The sequence below is a fragment of the Stenotrophomonas sp. GW821-FHT09E08 genome (genome assembly GCF_059416125.1).
This window is the reverse complement of record NZ_JBWKOO010000005.1, coordinates 210,335-229,064: the sequence shown is the minus strand read 5'-3', so window position 1 is coordinate 229,064 and position 18,730 is coordinate 210,335. Positions and strand designations below refer to the sequence as shown.

18 protein-coding genes and 1 pseudogene are annotated in these 18,730 nt (G+C 66.4%); 5 read left to right on the top strand and 14 right to left on the bottom strand.

Annotated features, from left to right (window positions below; all coding sequences use genetic code 11):
- Positions 1 to 42 precede the first annotated feature (42 nt).
- From AC07M7_RS09460 to AC07M7_RS09445, 4 genes are all read left to right on the top strand, one after another.
- A complete protein-coding gene (locus tag AC07M7_RS09460; RefSeq protein ID WP_495207246.1) occupies positions 43 to 1,500 on the top strand; it encodes an amidohydrolase family protein in 1,458 nt (485 codons plus the stop codon).
- A 166-nt stretch (positions 1,501 to 1,666) separates the two neighbouring features.
- Positions 1,667 to 2,719: a sensor histidine kinase gene (locus tag AC07M7_RS09455; RefSeq protein ID WP_495207245.1), complete on the top strand. Its 1,053-nt coding sequence runs from the start codon at positions 1,667 to 1,669 to the stop codon at positions 2,717 to 2,719.
- Positions 2,716 to 3,438: a LytR/AlgR family response regulator transcription factor gene (locus AC07M7_RS09450; RefSeq protein WP_495207244.1), complete on the top strand. Its 723-nt coding sequence runs from the start codon at positions 2,716 to 2,718 to the stop codon at positions 3,436 to 3,438. Before AC07M7_RS09455 ends, AC07M7_RS09450 begins: the two co-directional genes overlap by 4 nt.
- A gap of 172 nt (positions 3,439 to 3,610) precedes the next feature.
- Positions 3,611 to 4,870: an acyl-CoA thioesterase/bile acid-CoA:amino acid N-acyltransferase family protein gene (locus tag AC07M7_RS09445; RefSeq protein ID WP_495207243.1), complete on the top strand. Its 1,260-nt coding sequence runs from the start codon at positions 3,611 to 3,613 to the stop codon at positions 4,868 to 4,870.
- 425 nt (positions 4,871 to 5,295) lie between these two features.
- Here the strand turns inward: AC07M7_RS09445 and AC07M7_RS09440 are convergent.
- A pseudogene (locus tag AC07M7_RS09440) lies at positions 5,296 to 5,391 on the bottom strand (alpha/beta fold hydrolase); the annotation flags it as partial.
- Between the two features lie 185 nt (positions 5,392 to 5,576).
- Between AC07M7_RS09440 and AC07M7_RS09435 the strand changes: the two are divergent.
- Complete coding sequence (locus AC07M7_RS09435) at positions 5,577 to 5,972, top strand: hypothetical protein (protein ID WP_495207242.1); 396 nt, start codon at positions 5,577 to 5,579, stop codon at positions 5,970 to 5,972.
- 69 nt (positions 5,973 to 6,041) lie between these two features.
- Here AC07M7_RS09435 and AC07M7_RS09430 read toward each other — a convergent pair whose 3' ends face one another.
- The 13 genes from AC07M7_RS09430 to AC07M7_RS09370 form a co-directional block, all read right to left on the bottom strand.
- Positions 6,042 to 6,752, bottom strand: coding sequence for a DUF2968 domain-containing protein (locus AC07M7_RS09430; protein WP_495207241.1), 711 nt, complete (start codon positions 6,750 to 6,752; stop codon positions 6,042 to 6,044).
- A gap of 99 nt (positions 6,753 to 6,851) precedes the next feature.
- A complete protein-coding gene (locus AC07M7_RS09425; RefSeq protein WP_495207240.1) occupies positions 6,852 to 8,996 on the bottom strand; it encodes a TadG family pilus assembly protein in 2,145 nt (714 codons plus the stop codon).
- Between the two features lie 8 nt (positions 8,997 to 9,004).
- Positions 9,005 to 9,463, bottom strand: coding sequence for a DUF3613 domain-containing protein (locus tag AC07M7_RS09420; protein WP_495207239.1), 459 nt, complete (start codon positions 9,461 to 9,463; stop codon positions 9,005 to 9,007).
- Complete coding sequence (locus AC07M7_RS09415) at positions 9,460 to 10,359, bottom strand: tetratricopeptide repeat protein (protein ID WP_495207238.1); 900 nt, start codon at positions 10,357 to 10,359, stop codon at positions 9,460 to 9,462. The genes AC07M7_RS09420 and AC07M7_RS09415 overlap by 4 nt, the downstream gene beginning before the upstream one ends.
- Positions 10,359 to 11,294, bottom strand: a complete 936-nt coding sequence (locus AC07M7_RS09410) for a type II secretion system F family protein (protein ID WP_136638088.1) — start codon at positions 11,292 to 11,294, stop codon at positions 10,359 to 10,361. Before AC07M7_RS09410 ends, AC07M7_RS09415 begins: the two co-directional genes overlap by 1 nt.
- A gap of 28 nt (positions 11,295 to 11,322) precedes the next feature.
- The gene (locus AC07M7_RS09405) at positions 11,323 to 12,279 is read right to left on the bottom strand and encodes a type II secretion system F family protein (protein ID WP_495207237.1); all 957 of its coding nucleotides are present in this window, start codon (positions 12,277 to 12,279) and stop codon (positions 11,323 to 11,325) included.
- Positions 12,280 to 12,281: 2 nt separating this feature from the next.
- Positions 12,282 to 13,631, bottom strand: coding sequence for a TadA family conjugal transfer-associated ATPase (locus tag AC07M7_RS09400; protein WP_136638086.1), 1,350 nt, complete (start codon positions 13,629 to 13,631; stop codon positions 12,282 to 12,284).
- Positions 13,616 to 14,872: a CpaE/TadZ family protein gene (locus tag AC07M7_RS09395; protein ID WP_495207236.1), complete on the bottom strand. Its 1,257-nt coding sequence runs from the start codon at positions 14,870 to 14,872 to the stop codon at positions 13,616 to 13,618. Before AC07M7_RS09395 ends, AC07M7_RS09400 begins: the two co-directional genes overlap by 16 nt.
- A 27-nt stretch (positions 14,873 to 14,899) precedes the next feature.
- Positions 14,900 to 16,258: a type II and III secretion system protein family protein gene (locus tag AC07M7_RS09390; protein ID WP_136638084.1), complete on the bottom strand. Its 1,359-nt coding sequence runs from the start codon at positions 16,256 to 16,258 to the stop codon at positions 14,900 to 14,902.
- A gap of 18 nt (positions 16,259 to 16,276) precedes the next feature.
- Positions 16,277 to 17,314: a Flp pilus assembly protein CpaB gene (gene cpaB / locus AC07M7_RS09385; protein WP_482997922.1), complete on the bottom strand. Its 1,038-nt coding sequence runs from the start codon at positions 17,312 to 17,314 to the stop codon at positions 16,277 to 16,279.
- Positions 17,315 to 17,337: 23 nt separating this feature from the next.
- Positions 17,338 to 17,814, bottom strand: coding sequence for a TadE/TadG family type IV pilus assembly protein (locus AC07M7_RS09380; protein WP_495207235.1), 477 nt, complete (start codon positions 17,812 to 17,814; stop codon positions 17,338 to 17,340).
- On the bottom strand, positions 17,811 to 18,356 hold the full coding sequence (locus AC07M7_RS09375; RefSeq protein WP_482997923.1) for an A24 family peptidase: 546 nt from the start codon (positions 18,354 to 18,356) through the stop codon (positions 17,811 to 17,813). Before AC07M7_RS09375 ends, AC07M7_RS09380 begins: the two co-directional genes overlap by 4 nt.
- Before the next feature lie 67 nt (positions 18,357 to 18,423).
- Positions 18,424 to 18,618, bottom strand: coding sequence for a Flp family type IVb pilin (locus AC07M7_RS09370; protein WP_136638080.1), 195 nt, complete (start codon positions 18,616 to 18,618; stop codon positions 18,424 to 18,426).
- Positions 18,619 to 18,730 lie beyond the last annotated feature (112 nt).

Here is an 18,730-nt window from a genome sequence, read left to right as displayed (position 1 = left end):
CTTCCACTCCGCACGCTGCGCGTGCCCACCAGGATGCTGTCCATGTTCCGTTCCCGTCCGTTATCGCTTGCCATCCTCCTTGCGGTAGCACCTCTGTCGGCGTCTGCTGCCGAGCGCGCCGACCTGCTGATCCGCAATGCCACCGTGGTCGATGTCGAGAACGCCAGCACCCTGGCCGGGCAGAGCGTAGTGATCCGTGGCGATGACATCGTCGCAGTCGGCCCGGACGCCACGATGCGCAGCCAGTGGAGCGCGGCCCGCCAGATCGATGCCAAGGGCAAGTACCTTATCCCGGGCCTGTGGGACATGCATGTGCATTTCGGTGGTGGCCCGGCGCTGATCGAAGAGAACAAGGCGCTGCTGCCGCTGTATATCGCGCACGGCATCACCACCGTGCGCGACTGTTCCGGCGATCTGCCCGAGCAGGTGCTGCAGTGGCGCGGCGAGATCGCCAAGGGCACGCTGTTCGGTCCGCGTCTGCTCAGTTCGGGCGCGAAGATTGAAGGCATCAAGCCGGTCTGGAAGGGCACGATCGAAGTGGGCAGCGAGGCCGACGCCGACAAGGCGATCAGCCGTCTGCAGCATGACAAGGTTGATTTCGTGAAGATCACCGACAGCACGCTGAAGCCGGAACTGTTCCTGTACTCGGCCAATGCTGCGCGCAAGGCCGGCTTCAAGGCATCGGGTCACATTCCGATGGCGCTGACCGTGGAACAGGCGGTCGATGCCGGCCTCGCCTCGATCGAGCATCTGGACTATGCATTCAAGGCCGGCAGCAAGGACGAGGCGCAGATTGCCGCCGACTTCGGTGCCGGCCGCATCGACCGTGCCGAAGCCAACCGTCGCCTCGATGCGAGCTTCGACCGTGATACCGCGATGCACGCCTACCGCGATTTCGCCAGGCGTGGCGTGTTCGTGACCCCGACCCTCAACGGTGGCCGCATCCTCGATTTCCTTGACCAGGATGACCACGCCAACGATCCGTACCTGGCCTACATCGGCCCGGGCCTGCGTGCGACCTACCAGTGGCGCGTGGACCGCGCGGCGAAGGCCACGCCGGCGCAGATCGAAGCGCGCCACGCGCAGTACCACCAGGTGGCCGCAGTGCTGCCGATGCTGCAGGAGGCCGGCGTGACGATCATCGCCGGCACGGACGCAGGCTTCCTCAATTCGTTCAACTTCCCGGGCATCGCCCTGCACCAGGAGCTGCAGCTGTTCGTGAAGGAAGGCCTGAGTGCTCCGCAGGCGCTGTCTGCCGCGACCCGTTCCGGCCCGGCCTGGTTCGGCCAGATGGACCGCTACGGTGGTGTTGCGCAGGGCAAGGCTGCCGATCTGGTGCTGCTGACCGCCAATCCGCTGCAGGACATTGCGGCGACCGAGAAAATCGACAGCGTGATCCTGCGTGGCACCGTGTATGACCGTGCAGCGCTGGACAGGATGCTGGCCGATACCAAGGCCAAGGTCGCAGCGTGGAATGCCGAGGCCGCAAAGGCGCAATGATCGGCGGGGTCAGAACCCTTCCGACCGGGAAGGGCTCTGACCCCAGCGTCGAACGGAATCCAGGCACGACGCGGATCCATGGCGGCGGACAGCCCCTTGCTTCCGGCACGGGAATGATTCGGTGCGGGGACCTAGTATGGTGTCCGTTTCCCGTTCGAATCCGTGCATGCTTGTTTCGCCTGCCTTGCTGCTGCCAGCCCATGAGGCGCCGCTTCCGCTGCCACCCCCACACTGGGTGATGCTGGCCCTGTGGGGGTTGTTGATCGCCACCGCTGTGCCGGCCGTGCACCTGAGCCAAGAACCGGGTGGTCTGCTGCCGGCAGCGTTGTTCATCCTTGGCGCCGAGCTGCCCTGGATGCTGGCGACGCCATTGTTGTGGGCGGCGTGCCGGCGCTGGCCACTGTCTGGACGCCGGCATCTGGGCGGATGGTTGGCGCTGTGCCTGCTGCTGACTCCGCTGTTGACGGCATTGGGATGGACCCTGGGCCTTATGCTGCTGCAGCTCTGGCAGGGGCAACCCTGGCCAGCACTGCCGCAGGTGCTGCGCGCGATTGGTATCACCGCGCTGTTTGCGTTGCCGACCTTCATTGCGGTGGCGGGCGTGGGCCATGGCCTGGCCGGACTGCAGCGGTTGAGGGCGCAGTCGGAGGTGCTGCAGCAGGCTCGTGAAACAGCCCTGCGCCAGCATCTGCAGCACCACTTCCTGTTCAATGCGCTCAACGCCATCGGCGGCTTGGCGCTGCAACGTCCACGTGCAGCGGACGCGGCACTGGCGCAGCTGTCCTCGCTGCTGCGCGATACCCTGCAATGCCCATCGCAGCGCTGCTTTGCCGATGAACTGGGCGCAGCACAGGACTATGTCGCGTTGCAGTCGCTGCTGCACGATCAGGAGGTGCATCTGCATCTGCAGGCCAGCGCGGATGCATTGGCCTGTACGGTCCCTGGCCTGTTGCTGCAGCCGTTGATCGAGAACGCGGTGTTGCACAGTGGCTGGCAGCCGGATGATGGGCCATTGCGGATCGAACTGCGCGCCGGTGTGGAAGACGGCATGCTTGACGTCGTGCTGTTCAACCCCTGCCTGCGTCCACGCACGAGCGATGGCCTCGGCACCGGCCACGCTGCGACTCAGCGGCGGTTGGCGATGAAGGGCGGCAGGTTGCAGGCCGGAAGCGAGGGTGATGGCTATCGTGCGCGGCTGATCCTGCCGGAGGTCGCGTGACGCGTCCTTTGAGCGTGCTGCTGGTGGACGATGTAGCACTGGCACGTGCCCGCCTGCGCCATCTGCTGGCGGACATTCCGCAGGTCAGGGTCGACGCGGAAGCCGCCACTCTCTCGCAGGCGCGCGATCTGATGCGAGGACGCCGTTTCGATCTGTTGCTGCTGGATCTGGTCCTGCCCGACGGCCGCGGTTGGGAGCTTCCCGAGAAGCAGTCGTCGCTGGCCGCGCACACCATCTTCATGACCGCGCTGCCGCAGCACGCTCTGCGTGCCTTTGAGCTGGGCGTGGCCGACTATCTGCTCAAACCAGTGGCGGCGCCGCGCCTGCTGGAAGCGATCGAGCGCGTGCGCCGCTTGGCAGGCCTGGCACCGCGTACGGAGAACCGTGCGCAGACACTGGCAGTGCCTGGTAGCGGTGGTGTCCAGTATGTACCGCTGGCGGAGATCGACTACATCGACATGGCGGGCCACTACGCCTGCATACATGTGGGACGCCAGCTGCATCTGCTGCGTGAGCCGCTGGGGCTTCTGGCCGAACGGCTGGCAGATGGAGGACTGTTGCGCGTGCACCGCTCGGCGCTGGTCAACCCGCTGCGAGTGCGATCACTGATCGAGCGGCACAACGGCGATGCGCTGCTTGAACTGGCCGACAGCGTGCAGCTGCCAGTCAGCCGCAGCCACAGGCCGGCGCTGGAGGCGGCGCTGGCTGCACGTACCTGACACACAGCTGGTGCCAGTAGCGGCACGGGTGGTGCCATCTTCGCCCAAGCACGCAATCCACGCGTAGCGACCCATGCACCCTACCGCTTTCCAGATCGAGACGGAGCATACGGATGCGTTGGGGCTTGGGGATGTTGCTGGGCGTGCTGGCGCTGCCTGCGTTGGCCGGGGTGTGAGGGTCAATGTCGATGACCATCTGGGGCGCGCTGATCGCGTTCCAGCCATTACGGTCGAGGGACTGGCGGCGGCCGAAGTAGTCCAGCTGAGGTTGTCGATGCAGGATGGCCGGGGCCAGCGCTGGCAGTCACAGGCTGCACTGCGCGCGGACCTTCAGGGAACGGTCGACACCGCACGCAGCGGCTCGGAACAGGGCAGCTATCGGGGAATCGACGCCAGTGGTCTGATCTGGTCGATGCAACCACAGGAGGGGAGAGCCAGCGCACTTCCCGTGCAGTGGCAGCGCGCCGATGACGGCTTGGGGTTCCAGTCACAGGCCTTCGAACTGGAGGTGGAGCGTGCAGGATCGGTGGTCGCACGGCGGACCTTGAAGCGCCATCTGATGCTGCCTGGGGTACAGGTGCAGCGGGTTGAGATCGACGGACGCGAAGCGCACCTGTACTTGCCAGCGGATCTGAAAAGCGACGCAATGGCACCTGCGTTGGTAGCACTGGGGGGAGCTGAAGGCGGGTTCGATGGTGGCGACCTCTATGCCGCGTGGCTGGCGAGCAACGGCTACATCGCGTTGTCGGTGGCGTGGTATCGCGGGCCGGGCGTGCCCAAGGACCTGATCGAGGTTCCGTTGGAAACCGTGCGCGACGCAGTGCACTGGCTGCAGCGCCATCCCCGGGTGGATCCACAGCGGGTAGGGCTGATGGGGGGATCCTGGGGTGGCATCGTGACCATGGCCACGGCGGTGCATCTGCCTGAGCTCCGCGTCGCCGTGTCCTGGGTAGGCAGTCCAGCCCCGTTTCGTGGCATCGCCCGTGACGTGGCCCCGGCCGACTTCCGCGCGGTGGACCGCTCGCCGTTGAGCTGGCAGGGCGAACCCCTGCCGTGGCTGCCGTATCGCGAGGAGGTTGACTGGGGCAGGCCGGGACCGTACTGGGAACCGGCATTGCGTGCCGCGATGCTGCCCATCGAGAACATTGCCGCACGCACGTTGTGGATCGGAGGTGGTGGAGATCGGCTGGGTGACTCAGGCGTGATGCTGGCCGTTGCGCAGCGTCGGCTTGCAGCGGCAGGGCGTGGTGACCGCGACCGGTTCCTGTACTACTCAGATGCAGGGCGTCTGATCACAGCGCTCCTGCAGCCGACCACCCATCGGCATGATGTAGGCCCGTTCATTGAAGTGGGGGGCACGTCCGTAGGTCATGCCCGTGCGGACCGTGAGGTTGGACCGGCAGTGCTGGCGTTCCTCGCCGAGGCTCTATAGCTGAAAGCGCGGACGCCTGTTCATCAGTTGAACTTCCCGATGTTGGATTCCGATCCGATTGAGCTTCATCCATGCATGGCGTGGATCTACCGTGTCGACCAAGGTCGACACCTACCAACAGCCACCGGAATCTGTCAGAGGTGGGGCGGTGTCGGAGTGCGGGGTGTCAGCCGCATGGGCCCGAGGCATGCCTCGGGCGGGTTGGGCAGGACGCCCAACCCCGGTCTTGCCGAGTGCGCAGGACAGCGCACACGAGCATGCGGCTGCCAAGCCTGAAAGGACGTACTTGTGGCGTCCCCGCAGTCCGACACCGCCCCGCCATCTCACGGAAAGCCCGTTTTTGCATTTGCTGTTGAGGTTGCCGGCCAGCGGCCGGCACTACCGAAGGAGCGGCGGCGCCGTGGGGTGCCGCCGCGGGACATCATTAGCGGCCAGCCGTGGGCGAACACGAGCGGCTGGCCGCTGCCCCAGTCCTTGTAGAAGATACGGGTGCCATCGGCGACGGTGACGTAGTTGCTCATTGCAGGTTCCTTGGCGGAAGGGAGGGAAGGCAGCGGCAGTTGTGCCTGTGCCTTCGGCAGAACAGCGCAGCGCACGCTGGGCGGCTTGCACGGCTGTGCTGGATTGCCCGGCTCTGACGCATATCGCTCTGGCGCAACGTGGTCGGCATGTCGACGATGGCCGCAGCCTGGTCGAGGAGCCCGCGATGCCGAGAGTGCGATGCAGCCCCCTGTTGTGCCTGCTGTTGGCCGCAGTGGTGCATGCGCAGACCAATGTCTACAAGTGCGTGGATGGACCGCATCCGGTCTACCAGCAGACGCCGTGCCAGGGGCGTGCGGAATGGCGATGGGAGGTGCCGGCAGAGGCGTCGCTGTCGCGTGGTCCGTTGCCGAAGGCAACCAAGGCGGCCAGTGCAGTCCCGGCCCGACCACGCAGCGTGCGGTCGGGCCGGGCGCACGCCGCGCTGATACCCATCAGCACCGATCCCACAGCCTGTGAGCGCGCGCGGCAACAACGCGGAAAGGCGCTGGCCAAGGCCGATCGCCTGGACTTCGTACAGCGGCGGCAGCTGGATGACGCGGTGCATGACGCGTGTCGTTGAATCCAGGAGTGCCAGAAACGACAACGGCGCCCGAAGGCGCCGTTGTCAGCAAATGCCAGGTGTCTGACCTCAGCGTCCGTCGCTGGCCGCCGGTGCCGGCGAGGACACGCTGTCCGGCTTGGGCAGGCTCAGTTCCGGGTTGCCCTGTTCGGCCTGCAGGATCTGGATGCGGCGCTGCAGGGAATCCAGCTGGCTGTTGGTGCTCTGCACGTCGCTGCTCAGGCTGACCGCCTGCTGCTGGGCCTGCTGCAGGGCAGCGCTGACCTGGGCGGACTGTGCCTGCTGCTGTTCCATTTCCTGCTGCAGGGTGCGCAGGCGCTCCTCGTTGTAGGCCACCAGGCGCTCGGTATAGCGCTTGCCGGCTTCCAGGCGGGTAGTGTCGATATAGACCTGTGCCAGCTGCTCGGACTGCTGCGCGAAGGTTCGGTAAACACGCTCGGCGTTGTCGACGGCGTCGGTCTTGATCACCCGCCAGAAATTCTTTTCCTGGAACAGGGCGACGTAGTAGGTCAGGGTGTTGGCGTTGAACAGCAGGCTGGCGCCATAGTTGCCGTTGTAGGTGGTGCGCAGCTCGGTCAGCTGGCGCGCATCCATCAGCTGCTTGAGTTCGTCAACGGTGTTGCGTACCACCGGTGCAGTGCGCGCGGCCGGCTCTGCGGCAGCTTCGCGGTCGCCTCGTGCAGCCATCGCCGCCGGTGCCACCAGCACCATGGCCACGGCCAGCATTGCCGCGCTGCGCGCGTGCCGGGCGAAGACCGCGCCCCCTGAAGTTTCTCGCATGTCTAGACCATCCACGGATGAGTGTGGGTTGAGATGAAGGTGGTTCCCCGCCGGGAGTCTAGCATGGGCGCGGGCGCCGCCAAGGGCGCCCGTCACGGGTCAATAGACCAGCTGCGCCGCGCTGCACTGGATCGACTGCACGTTGACGTCGGTACGGCCCAGTTCCAGGCCCAGCACGCTGGCCAGCAGGTTGGTCAGCAGTGAGCCGACGCTGTTGAGCACCGGCTTCAGCGCCGCCAGGATCGGATTCAACAGGGTACAGAGCAGGCCACTGCAGGACACGCCATTGCCAGGAGTTGTGACTCCGCTTCCAGAGCTCGGATCACCCAGGCCCCCGGCCTTGGTTAGCAGGTACGAGGCTAGGTTGTTGCGCACGCAGCCGTTGTAGTCGAGCAGGTTGCCGAGCAGGCTGTCGCATCGATTGACCAGAAGGCCACCCACAACAATGCTCAACAGCTTGTCGAGCAGACCGAATCCCTCCCCGGTCACGGTCGCACGATAGCTGTCCCAGACAGAGCCGTCTGTCCATTTGGTTCCCAGACCATTCGGAACCGGAACGCCGTTGTGCATCACCCAGTCGCCGACGGGATTCAGGTTCTGGCTGGGATCACCGTTGCGAAGCAGGGGGATGACATTCTTCACGTCATAGCGCCCGCCCCCGGGATGGGCTGCAATCAGATACTGATTGGCCAATGCCAATGCCGTTTGCCTGCCGTCGGCGTCACCTTGCGGAGTCGACACCATGCCCGCGAGCACACGCAGCAGCTCACTGACCAGATCAGAAACGGCGTTGCCCAGCGCCAGTGGATTGATCTGCGTGGAGCCACTCTCGCCGGCAGCCAGGGTCAGGTTCTGTGAGCTGGTCAGGGCGGGCAGGGCGATCTTGTTGGTGATCAGGGGCTTGCCCAGCAGCTTCAGCAGCTGCTCGTTCTGCAGGGTGTTGTCACAGACATTGTTCTTGGAGAAGCGTTGCGCAGGATCGACCTTGCCCACGCAGGCTCGCAGCACCGAGGAGTCGACCTGGATGGTCGCCTTGGGCGGACTGGCGCCACATTGGATGCCGGTCAGGGTGCCCATCGCGTTGGCGACATCGACATGCAGCGGCAGGTGCAGCTGCGTCCCCAGCAGTTGCAGCAGGGGGCCCAGCGCGAACAGGTTGTTGCTGTCCACATCCACCATCAGCCGGACCTGCGCGTTGTAGGCACGCGAACCTACGCCGCCGATGGCGATCGACGGCGGTTCAACCACGCCCGCCTGTACGTTGATGCCGAGCAGGTTCAAGCCTTCGACCGCGATGCCATTGCCCTCGTTGGCGATGGAGATGGCCGTGCTGATCAGGTTGAGCACGCTGATCTTCGACTCGAGTGCGCTGCCGGCGGTACCGTCTGGAGAAATGACCTCGGCGAACAGGCCTCCGCCGCCGGACTCGCTGCCCAGTGCGATGTTGAGCTTGGTGATGTCCAGCCGGGTCGCGACCAGGTCCGAAAGAGCACGCAGCTGCACGCCGACGGTGGTGTTGCGGCCGACCACGGTGGCCGTGGCATCAACCAGCTGCGCCAGCGAGATCTTGTTGACCGCCAGCAGCCGGTTGAAGTCGGCCACGCTCAGGTTGGCGCTGACCGGGATGTTGAGTGCCTTCAACAGCCCCGATGGAGTGATGCTGGCCTGCGCCAGGCCGTCATAGGAAAGCACCGTGGCATTGGTGACATCAAGGCCGATCAGGCGCAGGGTCGACATCAGCAGCGAGTCGCCCCGGGTCCGCAACAGCTGCGAGCCGACCGCAAATACGGCGGTAGGCTCCGAGCGGCGGGCAACGGCCTGCACGCTGACAGTCGGCAGGCTGGTGTTCTGCCCGAAGAAAGGCAGCACGCTGCGCTCGGCGACCACCTGGACCGCGTTGCGGGGGGTGCTGGCGTCGATCGTGGTGACGAAACGGTTCGCCGTGCCACGGGTGGCGCTCCAGTTGCCGCAGCGGATCTGCAGGCTGCCCGCAAACTTGTTCTGGGTCAGCGCGCTCTGCCGTGCCGCACTGTTGTCGCTGTTGTCCGAGGTGCACAGCTCCAGTCGTTGCGCGCCGGCCAGTGCGGCCAGGTCGGCCACCTTCTGCGCGTCACGCTTGGCCCAGAACAGATAGCCGATTTCGATCAGACCCAGCATCGCCAGCAATGCCAGCATGACCAGCATCATGGTGATTGACATGCCGCCACGCGGGCGGCTGAAACTGAACTGGCGTGGGCGTTTCATGGCCTACCTCAGCGTCCGGATGAGGATGTTCCCTTGGACTTGGCGACATCGGTTTCAAAGAAGTCCGGGATCTCGTGTTCAAAGCTCTTGATGTAGCGGGCGTAGCTCAGGGTGGCCTGGTCGCCGAGGATCGGCAGATGCTGGCCGGCCTGCTGCCCTGATGCCTGCAGGCGGAACAGGTTGCGTGCGGTATCACCGAACTGGCTGCGTCCCGGGCGCGTTGCTGGAGTGATGCTGTCGGCGGCGACAACCGCCGTGGTAGCGGTTACCGGCGTCGGTGTAGCGGGCGCTGCCAGGTCGATCGTAGGCAGTGGCTCGGATTGCAGCGGCTGCGCTGCCGGCGCGGACGGACTAGCGCCGCCAAGCATCTGCCCGGTCAACGGTTGTTGCTGCGCTTGCACGGCTCCCGCAACCAGCAGGCAGGTCAATACGGACAGCAGGCGTCGGGACAGGGGGGTCGCGGTCATGGTGTGTTCCCGTTCGGGCGGTCGGAGGCGCTGAAGCGTTCCAGCATCGAGGGCGGCAGGCGCTGCGGATCGCGCGCATCACGGGCATCGCGGCGCGGTTCGGCTGCCAGTCGTGTGCTGCCTGTTGTTTTGCTGCTGGCCATCGCCGTCGCCGTCGCTGGGGCGGGTGGCGCGACCGTTGCCGCAGCAGCGGCAGCGGCAGCGGCGTGGCGTTGCTGCAGGCGGGCGCGGATCTGTGCGGCCTGCTGTTGGATGCTGTTGCGGGTTTCTTCGTTGAGGTTGGCCTGCTGGGCAAGACGCTCGGCGGTGGCGGTATCGCCACGAAGCACCGCCCACAGCGCCAGGTTGGCGGTGGCCTTGGCGTTGCCTGGTGACAACTCCAGCGCCTTGGCCAGCGGTTCGCGCGCCTGCTCGAAGCGGCCCGCGCGCAGCCGTGCATAGCCGAGGTCACCCAGGTAGCTGGTATTCAATGGCTGCAGCTGGGTGGCCTGCGCCAACGCCTGCTCGCTGCCGGCATCGTCATCGCGCCGCGCAGCGATCAGGCCCAGGCCATGGGCGGCCGCGGCGGCCTGGGGGCCACTGGAAAGATCGCGGTACAGGGTGACCGCGGCATCGGCCTGTCCAGTCTCGCGCAATGCATCGGCCTGCAGCAGGCGCAACGCCGGCGGGTCCCCGTAGCGCTGGCGGAAGGCATCGATATGCGCCAGCGAGGCATACCACGCCCCCTGCTGCTGCATGCGCTCTATCAGCTCCAGGTAGGCGTTGCGGCTGTCCTGCGGTGCCGGTTCGGGCGCGGCCAGGCTGGGCGCACGCAGATACTTCGGCGTGGTCGATGAGCAGCCGCCGGCGACGGCGACGAGAGCAAACAGCAGGCAGGTGTTGTGCAGGGCAGGCATCAGGGCGATCCCATCTTGGACATGGTGGTGGCCAGCGCGACCAGCGCGGGGCCGGCAAGGACCAGCATCAGCGCTGGCAGCAGGGTCAGCATCATCACCACGGTCATCTTGACCGAGAGCTTGCCGACCTTTTCCTTCAAGGTATTGCGGCGCTGTTCGCGCAGCCGGACGCTGAACTGCCGCAGCGGCTCCTGTACCGCACCGCCGTGCGCATGCACCTGCAGGATCAGCTGCATCAGGCTGCTCAGGTCGTCGTCGGCATAGACTTCGCTCAAGCGGCGCAGCGACTGCGCGCGGGTGCGGCCGTGGGTATAGGCCACGTTGGCTTCCTGTAGTTCGCCACCGAGTACCGGCAGCGCGTCACGCAGCTTGTCGCCCAGCGTCTGCAGGCTCTGGTCCATGCTGAATCCCACGCCCTGCAACAGCCGCAGCAGGTCGATCAGCAGAGGCAGCTCGTTGTCGACGGCCCGCCGCCGCCGCTTCACCCAGGAAGAGAGAACGAACTTTGGCAGCAGCAGGCCGGCGGCCAGCGCACCGATCACGACCATGATCCTGGCCAGTCCCGTGGCATCACTGAAGGCCAGCGCCAATGCCAGCACGAGCAGCGCCAGAAGCAAGCGCAGGCCGAGATAGATTGCGGTGCCGCGACGCGTGTTCCAGCTGGCCAGGTCCAGCAGCAGGCGATCTTCATTGGCCAGCAGCGCAGCTTCCAGGCGACCGCCACTGAGCGCGCGGCCGAATCGCTCCAGCCAGCCCAGTGAATCGCGTTGTGTGGTCTCGTTGTCACGCGCCTCTTCGCGCGGTTGCAGGGCGGTCTTCAACGTGGCCGAGGTGCGGTGTTCGCGATGGCTGCGCACCCAGCCGGCAATGCCGAGCAGGGCGATGCCAGCCGCAAGCAGCAGCAGGGAGAGGGCGAACCAGGCGCTGGCGCTCATCGGGCATCTCCGGGGGTGCTGCGGCGGTTCATAGTGATTTGGCCAGGCGATACAGCAGGAATGCTCCGAACAGCTCCAGCCCCAGTGCGATCAGCAGGATCTTGTGACCGAGTGGATCGTGCAGGACCGGCTGGAAAAACTCGGGGCTGGAGATTGCCATCAGCACGGCGCTGGCCGGTGGCAGCAGGCCCAGCACCCACGCCGACATGCGCGTCTCGGAGGTGGTCGCGGCCAGTTCCTGTTGCGCCTGTTCCAGGTCGCGCATGAAATCACCCATGCGCTGCAGGATCTGGTCGGAGCGGCCACCAATGCGCACGCTGACCCCGACCACCACCGACAGAACCTTCAGCACATCCATGCGATACGGCTGCGCCGCCAGTGCGAGCGCGCGGTCCAGGTCCATGCCGCTGCGCGCATAGCGCACCGTGGTATCCAGCAGGCCACGCAGCGGTGCGCTGGTCTGCATCGATGCCACCTGGAACGCTGCCTGCAGGCTGTTGCCCAGCGCGGTCAGACGCACAAGGTTGTCGAGGAAATCCGGCAGCTGATGCAGCAGCTGCGCGCGCAGCTTCGATGTCCGCCGCATCACCCACAGCCAGCAACCCAGAAGGTACAGCAGCAGGGTCAGCGGAAACATCCATGCGGTGCCGAGCCGCAGCATCGCCACCACAGAAAGCACCAGCCCCGGCACCAGCAGCATGATGGGAAGCTTCCAGCCCGTCCGCAGGCCGGCGCGCTGCAGCAGGCCGTCCAATGGCAGCACGCGTCGCCCGCTGCTGGCCGGTCGCGGCGGATCGTTGGCCGCTGCAACGGAGGCGCCAGCGGGGGCGCCAGCACCGGCGCTGCCACGCGCAAGGCGCTGTTCGGCGTGCTGCATCGATGCCTGGCGCTGCTCGCGGCTGCTGGCTGTGCCCCACAGCCAGACCGCCAGAGCCAGCAGCACCGAGATGATGCTCAGTACGCCCAGCAGCAGCCCAGTGCCCATGCTCAGAAGTCCCCGTACAGGGATTCGCGCAGCTGCTGGCGGAATGGCTCCAGCTTGTGCGAATGCGGATGGAAGCCCAACCCGATCCAGCGATCGATTTCCCTGCCGTTGCCGTCGATCTGCAGCTCGTGGCGGAACATTTCCTGGGTGGTGATCAGGTTGTCGCTGACGCCGGTGATTTCTGTGATCGAGACCAGCACGCGGCGGCCACTGCCGAGGCGCGAGATCTGCACGATGAAGTCGATGGCGCTGGCGATCTGCCGCCGCAGGCTGTCCTCACTGCCCTGGAAGCCAGCGAAACCGGCAAGCATCTCGATGCGGTACAGGCAGTCACGCGGCGAGTTGGCGTGGATGGTGGCCATCGATCCGTCGTGGCCGGTATTCATCGCCTGCAACATTTCCAGTACCTCGGCGCCACGCACCTCGCCGACGACGATGCGATCGGGACGCATGCGCAGGCTGTTGCGCACCAGGTCGCGGATGCTGACCGCACCCTGGCCCTCGGCACCACCGATCCGGCTTTCCAGGCGTACGACGTGCGGATGGTTGAGTGATAGTTCGGCGGTGTCCTCAACTGTGATCACGCGTTCGTTGGCCGGCACGTAGCTGGCCAGTGCGTTCAGCAGCGAGGTCTTGCCGGAACTGGTGCCACCGGAGACCAGGATGTTGCAGCGGCCCAGCACCATCGCCTTCAGCAGCGCCTGCATGGGTGCATCGAAGGTGCCTTTGGCCAGCAGCTCATCGGGGGTGAACGGGTCCTTGCGGAACTTGCGGATGGACACCATCGGCCCGTCCACCGCCAGCGGCGAGATGATCGCGTTGAGGCGGCCGCCGTTGGGCAGTCGCGCATCGACCATCGGGTTGGAATCATCCAGGCGGCGCCCCAGCGGAGCGAGGATGCGGCGCAGGATGCGCAGCAGGTGGGTATCGTCGGTGAAGCGCTGGGTGGCGCGCTTGAGCTGGCCGCCCTGCGAGACGTGCACATCCTTGAAGCCGTTGATCAGGATGTCTTCGATGGATGGATCGTGCAGCAGGTCGTCCAGCGGGCCAAACCCGGTCAGCTCCTTGACCAGGCCTTCGGCAACCACCTGCATCTCTTCCTCGTTGATCGGGATGCGCCATTCCTGGATGAAGCCCACGGTCTGCACCTGCACCCAGCGGGCGATGGTGTCCGGGGCCCAGGAATCGATGTCGATGCGCTCGTCCTCGATGCTGTTGAGCAAGTGCTCGTGCGCGGCCGACAGCACCTTCTGGTACTGCTCGGTCTGTGCGAACGGCAGATGGCCGGCGGCGCTCTCGGGCAGCACCGGGCGGGCAGCGGCATGCGGGAACGGAGTTACCTTGTCTTCCATTGCGATCCACCCAGAGCAAGGGAGAGTCTTTCCCGCAGGCCCTGCGCCTGGACCGGGCACGCAGCCGGATCCAATCGCGGGACGAGCGGGGCGAGGGCACGCAGGTAGGGGTCGCGCGGCGCATCCTGCAGCAGCAGATGGCCCTGGCTGGCCGCCAGGCGTACGCGCGGTCGTTCGGGCAACGTTGCCAGCAGCGGCACCTCGAAGCGGCGCGCGATCTGCTCCGGGCTCATGCCGCTGCTGTCGTCGTGGCGGTTGATAACCAGCTGCAGGCGCTTCTCGCGTTCGCGCTGGCCAGCGAGGTGCTTCAGTGCCTGGTCCAGTGACACCAGCGTGGCGATCGAGGCGTCGGTGACCAGCCAGATCTCGTCGGCCTGGTCCAGCAGCAGCGGTGGCAATTGCCGCAGCGGGCAGCCGCCGGCATCGCACAGCACGCTGGCGAACACGCCGCGCAGCCGCTGCAGCAATGCGCCCGGGTCCGAGGGTGGCACCGCATCACTGCCACCTGCACGGTCCAGCAGCACCAGCCCGGACTCATGGCGCGCCATCGCGGTGCGGGCAAGGGTAGCGTCGATGCGGCTGGCATTGCGCAGCGCATCCTCGTAGTGGAAGTGGCTGTCGAGATTGAGGTACAGCGCAAGGTCGCCCGAGGGCTGCGCCAGTTCCAGCAGCAGGCCGTCCTGCTGCAGCGCGTCGCCCTGGGCCAGCGCGCGGGTCTGCTGCGCCAGCACCGACAGATGCGCCGCAAGAGTGCTGGTGCCGACGCCGGCGCGCACCCCCAGCAGCACGATCAGGCGTGCCTTGTGTGCCAGCTGCGCCGAAGGAGCCGGTCGTGGCGACAGTGCGCGGCGCAGCGCTGCTTCGATGCCGATGTTGTCGCTGTCCAGGTCCAGCACGTCACGCAGGCCCACGCGCAGCGCCATCACCACACCTTCCACCTGGCCGGCACTGGTGGAACCGACCGCGACCAGCATCAGCTCCGGCTCGGTCTGCTGCAATTGCTGTGCAAGCACGCTGGAGGCGGCCGCGTGCTCGGGACGGAAATCGAGAAGCACCAGGCTTTCCGGTCCGCGTTGCAGGTCCTGCGCGGAAGTCGGCATGCTGCTGTCCTGCCAATGCAGGGTGGTGGCCGGCGGCAACTTGGCGGCCAGCCGGGGCAGCAGTTCGCGATCCATGCCGTACAGGACCAGGTTCATCGGTGGTCCTTGTGGATGCAGCGGCTGGGCGGTGGCGTAGGGCATGGTCGTGGTATCGCAGGCATCATGGAGTCAACGCGAGAAGCCGGGCACCGGGTCCTGGCTGATCGGGCCGAGCAGCCACGAACCCCATTCCGGAAGGTTCGGCTTGGCCTCGCGTTCGCCGGGCAGCGGTAGTTCGGTGTTGCGCGCCAGCGGCTTCACCAGCCGCGGCGTGACGATGATCACCAGTTCCTTGTCCTGTCGTTTGTAGTCGAAGTTGCGGAAGAACGAGCCGATGATCGGCAGGTCGCCCAGCAACGGGATCTTGCCGACGCTGGACACCACGTTGGAGCTGACCAGGCCGCCGATCACGAAGCTCTCGCCGTCGCCGAGCTCGACGGTAGTGTCTGCGCGCCGGGTAGTGATCGAAGGGATCTGCACACCGTTGAGGGCGATGGCGTTGCTGTAGTCCAGGTCGCTGGCTTCCGGAGCCACCTTCAGCGCGATGCGATTGGGTGCCAACACCGTCGGGGTCACGGTCAGGCCGATGCCGAACGGCTTGTAGGTGATGGTGGTGGTGCCCAGCCCCTGCGGTTCCAGGATCGGCAGTTCGCCACCTGCCAGGAAGCTGGCACTCTGGCCGGACAGCGCGACCAGCGTCGGTTCGGCCAGGACACGCGCCATGCCGTTGCTCTGCAGCAGGTCGACATCGGCGTTCCACAGGCCCTTGGTCGAGCCGAACACCAGGCGGAATGCAGAGGAAATGGGCGACTCGGCTTCGTTGCCGGAGTTGCCTTCCTTCATCCCGGGCAGGATGCCGGTGTTGCCCGGCAGCTGGCCGCCTGGACGGGCGAAGCCGTAGGCGAAGTTGCCATTGCGGTTCTGGAAACTGATGCCGATCTGCTTCAGCGCCGTCTTGTTGAATTCGACGACCTTGACCTCGACCTGGACCACGCCGCCGCTGCTGACCGTCGATGTATCAGCAAGCGTGCCGTCCTTGCCCAGCGCCATCGCCGCGGTGCGCTGTTCCTGCATGTGCGAGAGCACGCTGTCGGTACTTCCCTGCAGCAGGCCCTGGTTGTCCTGCTGGGTGAACACCAGCCCGCCCGAGCCGGCGTCGGCCGCACCCTGCACGGCGCTCTGCACCCGCACCTGCAGGCGCTGCGGTTCGGCCTGCCTGCGGTGCCACAGCAGCAGGGTCGTGATGCCTGGTGCCTTGCCGACCAGCAGTGCCTGGCGCTGGCCGCGCAGCATCACGATATCGGCCACGCCGGGGTCGGCGATGGCGACCCGCTCCAGGTCGGCCGGCAGCGTCCACGGCCGTTGCTCACGTGCCTGCAGCACCAGATCGTCGGCCGCCACGCTTGTTGCCGGTGCCAGCAGCACCAGCAGCAGGGCCAGCCAGCGCTGGCGGGGGGAGAGGCGTGGACTGCGGCGACGTTCGGTCATGGATGCGCTCGATGCAGGTCAAAGGGAACCACGGGGAGCAGAGCTGTCCCCGCGGATGATTTCGATGCCAGGCGCGCGCTGGGTCCTGTGGCGCGTCGCAGGTGCGCGTGCCGGCGCCTGTGGATTGGCGCGCGCCGGAGCGGTGCCGCGGCCAGCCAGCGCATCGTCATCGATGCCGGCGAAGGCATGGTTCTCCGGTCGTTGCAGTGCAAGCTGCTGTTCCGCATCCAGGCCGCGCAACGGATCGATCACCCCGCGCGACTGCGGGAACAGGGCGAGGTCGGGCAGGCCGGTATCAGCCGGATTGCGCAGGGCCAGGAACAGCTTGCCCTGCTGCGCACCCAGCAGCAGGCGATTGGCATCGGCCACCGGGACTGCCAGCACCGCACTGCGTGCCGGTTGGGTGGCTTCGTTGCCCGTGGTGTGGCTGCTGCCGCTTCCGGTGATGTCGGCGGCACGCGGGTCGTTGCGGTTGTCGCCGTCGTTGCTGGCGACAGCATCGCTGGTGGCCGGGGCAATATCCTGCTGGCCATAGCTGAGTACGCGCAGGCGGGACAGCAGCAGGCGCGTCTGTGCAGCCTCGCCCGGGCCGCTGGCGTTGGGCTGGGCATTGCGCAGGTTGAGGAAGACGTCGACGAAGTCGCCGGGCAGGATGCGGTTGCCAGCGCCGACCAGTTCATCGACCGGCACCGCAAGGGCGCGCTCGCCCGGGCGCAGCTGCAGCGAGAATCCCTGCGCCAGTGCGCTGCTGCTGATGGCGGTGCCTTCGGCGATATCCTGCACCGGCACCTTGCCGACGACGGTAGCGATGCTGGTGGCGGTACCGGCGACCGGCGCGGTGCGCTGCGCAAGGCGCAGCCCGTTGGCGGTGATCGGTTCGCCGGCCGGCAGGCGCGCCACCGCTTCCACCACCGTGAACGTCTGGGCCTCGCTCTGCGCGACCGGAGCCGCTGAGGCCGGGGCGTCGGGCTTGCGCCCGATCATGAAGGCGACCAGGGCCAGCAGCACGGCCAGCCCGATCAGGGCAACGGCGGCGATGCGGGTCAACTTGAGCATGAAACCGTCTCCTGTACCGATCGTCAGTTACCGCTGCCGAGGTCGAGCTGTGCGACCGCGACGCTGCGGATGGGGGCCTGCATCACCCACTTGTAGAGCGTGGCGGTGCCGGGCAGGAAGGGATGGCTGGCGTAGTCGTAGCTGACGGTCACGGTCATGCACTGGGCCGTGGCCAAGCCCGCGCAGGGCGCCTGCGGCGACACCACCACGGCGTTGCTGCCGCCATTGCTGCAGTCGACGGTCTGCGCCGAGAACTTCAACAGCCATTGCATCGAGTTGCGCGCCGCGACACATGCTGCTGTACGGCGCTCATTGGCATTGCCATAGCGCAACGATGCGCGCGCACCCTCGGCCGAGGCGGTGGCCAGGGTCTGCTGCGCAGCCATGATCATCACGCCGGAAAAGGTGAACATCAGCAGCGGCAACAGTCCAAGCATCAGCATCAACGCGAACTCGATGCTGGCGACGCCACGCTGCCGGCGGGGGCTGTGGGAGTTCATGACACACCTCCGTAGGCGCTGATGAGGATCCAGCCGATGGCGGAAATCGCCAGGTAGGCTGCATAGGGAATGCCGTGGCGTCCCTGCCGGGCGCTCTGCATGTCACGGAGCGCAGGATGTGATTGCCAGTGCGAACTGGCGCGGTCTACCTGGGCCTGCAGCCCGAACGGCAACAATGAACTCAGTCGGCGCGACACCAGGACGATCGCCGCATGGACGCCAGCAGCGAGGCTGGCCGCGATCCAGATCGGCAGCAATGCCTGCCAGCCCAGCATCAGGCCCAGTACCGAGAAGAACTTGACGTCGCCCGCGCCCATCCAGCGCACTGCATGGAACGGCAGCAGGGCTACCAGCCCCAGCGCCGCGCCGGCGACGTGGGAACCCCACGGCAGGCGCGGCGCGTTGAACTGGCCGGCGATGATCAGGACAACCGTGATCGCGCACGCCGACAGCAGCCAGGTGTTGGGCACCCGGCGGGCATACAGGTCGCTGATCGCGATCCGCAGGCACACGCCGATGGCCAACAGTCCCAGCAGTGTCATCGCACACTCCATTGTCCGTCAGTGGACGGTAGGCAGTTGCTGTCCCTGGTCCAACCTGGAACGCCGCTCAGGTTGCGGGCGTGGAGCCTGATGCCTTGGTAGCAAGATCAGAGAGATTCTTGAACAGCGTCTCGAAGAACCCCTTGATCTCCTTGTTGCCGACCGCGATCAGGATGCCGGCAATCACAGCGGCCAGCAGCCCGTACTCGAGTGCGGTAACGCCGTCTTCTTCCTTCAGGAACCTGCGGATCGATGCGTTCATGACGTTTGTCTCCCTCTACCTGTCTACAACAGGACACCTGCGTTGGGCGGTGGCCCGGCTCCGCCGGGATCGTCCGTGGACCTCCGCCGATCCTGGCGGAGGAGGCATAGCG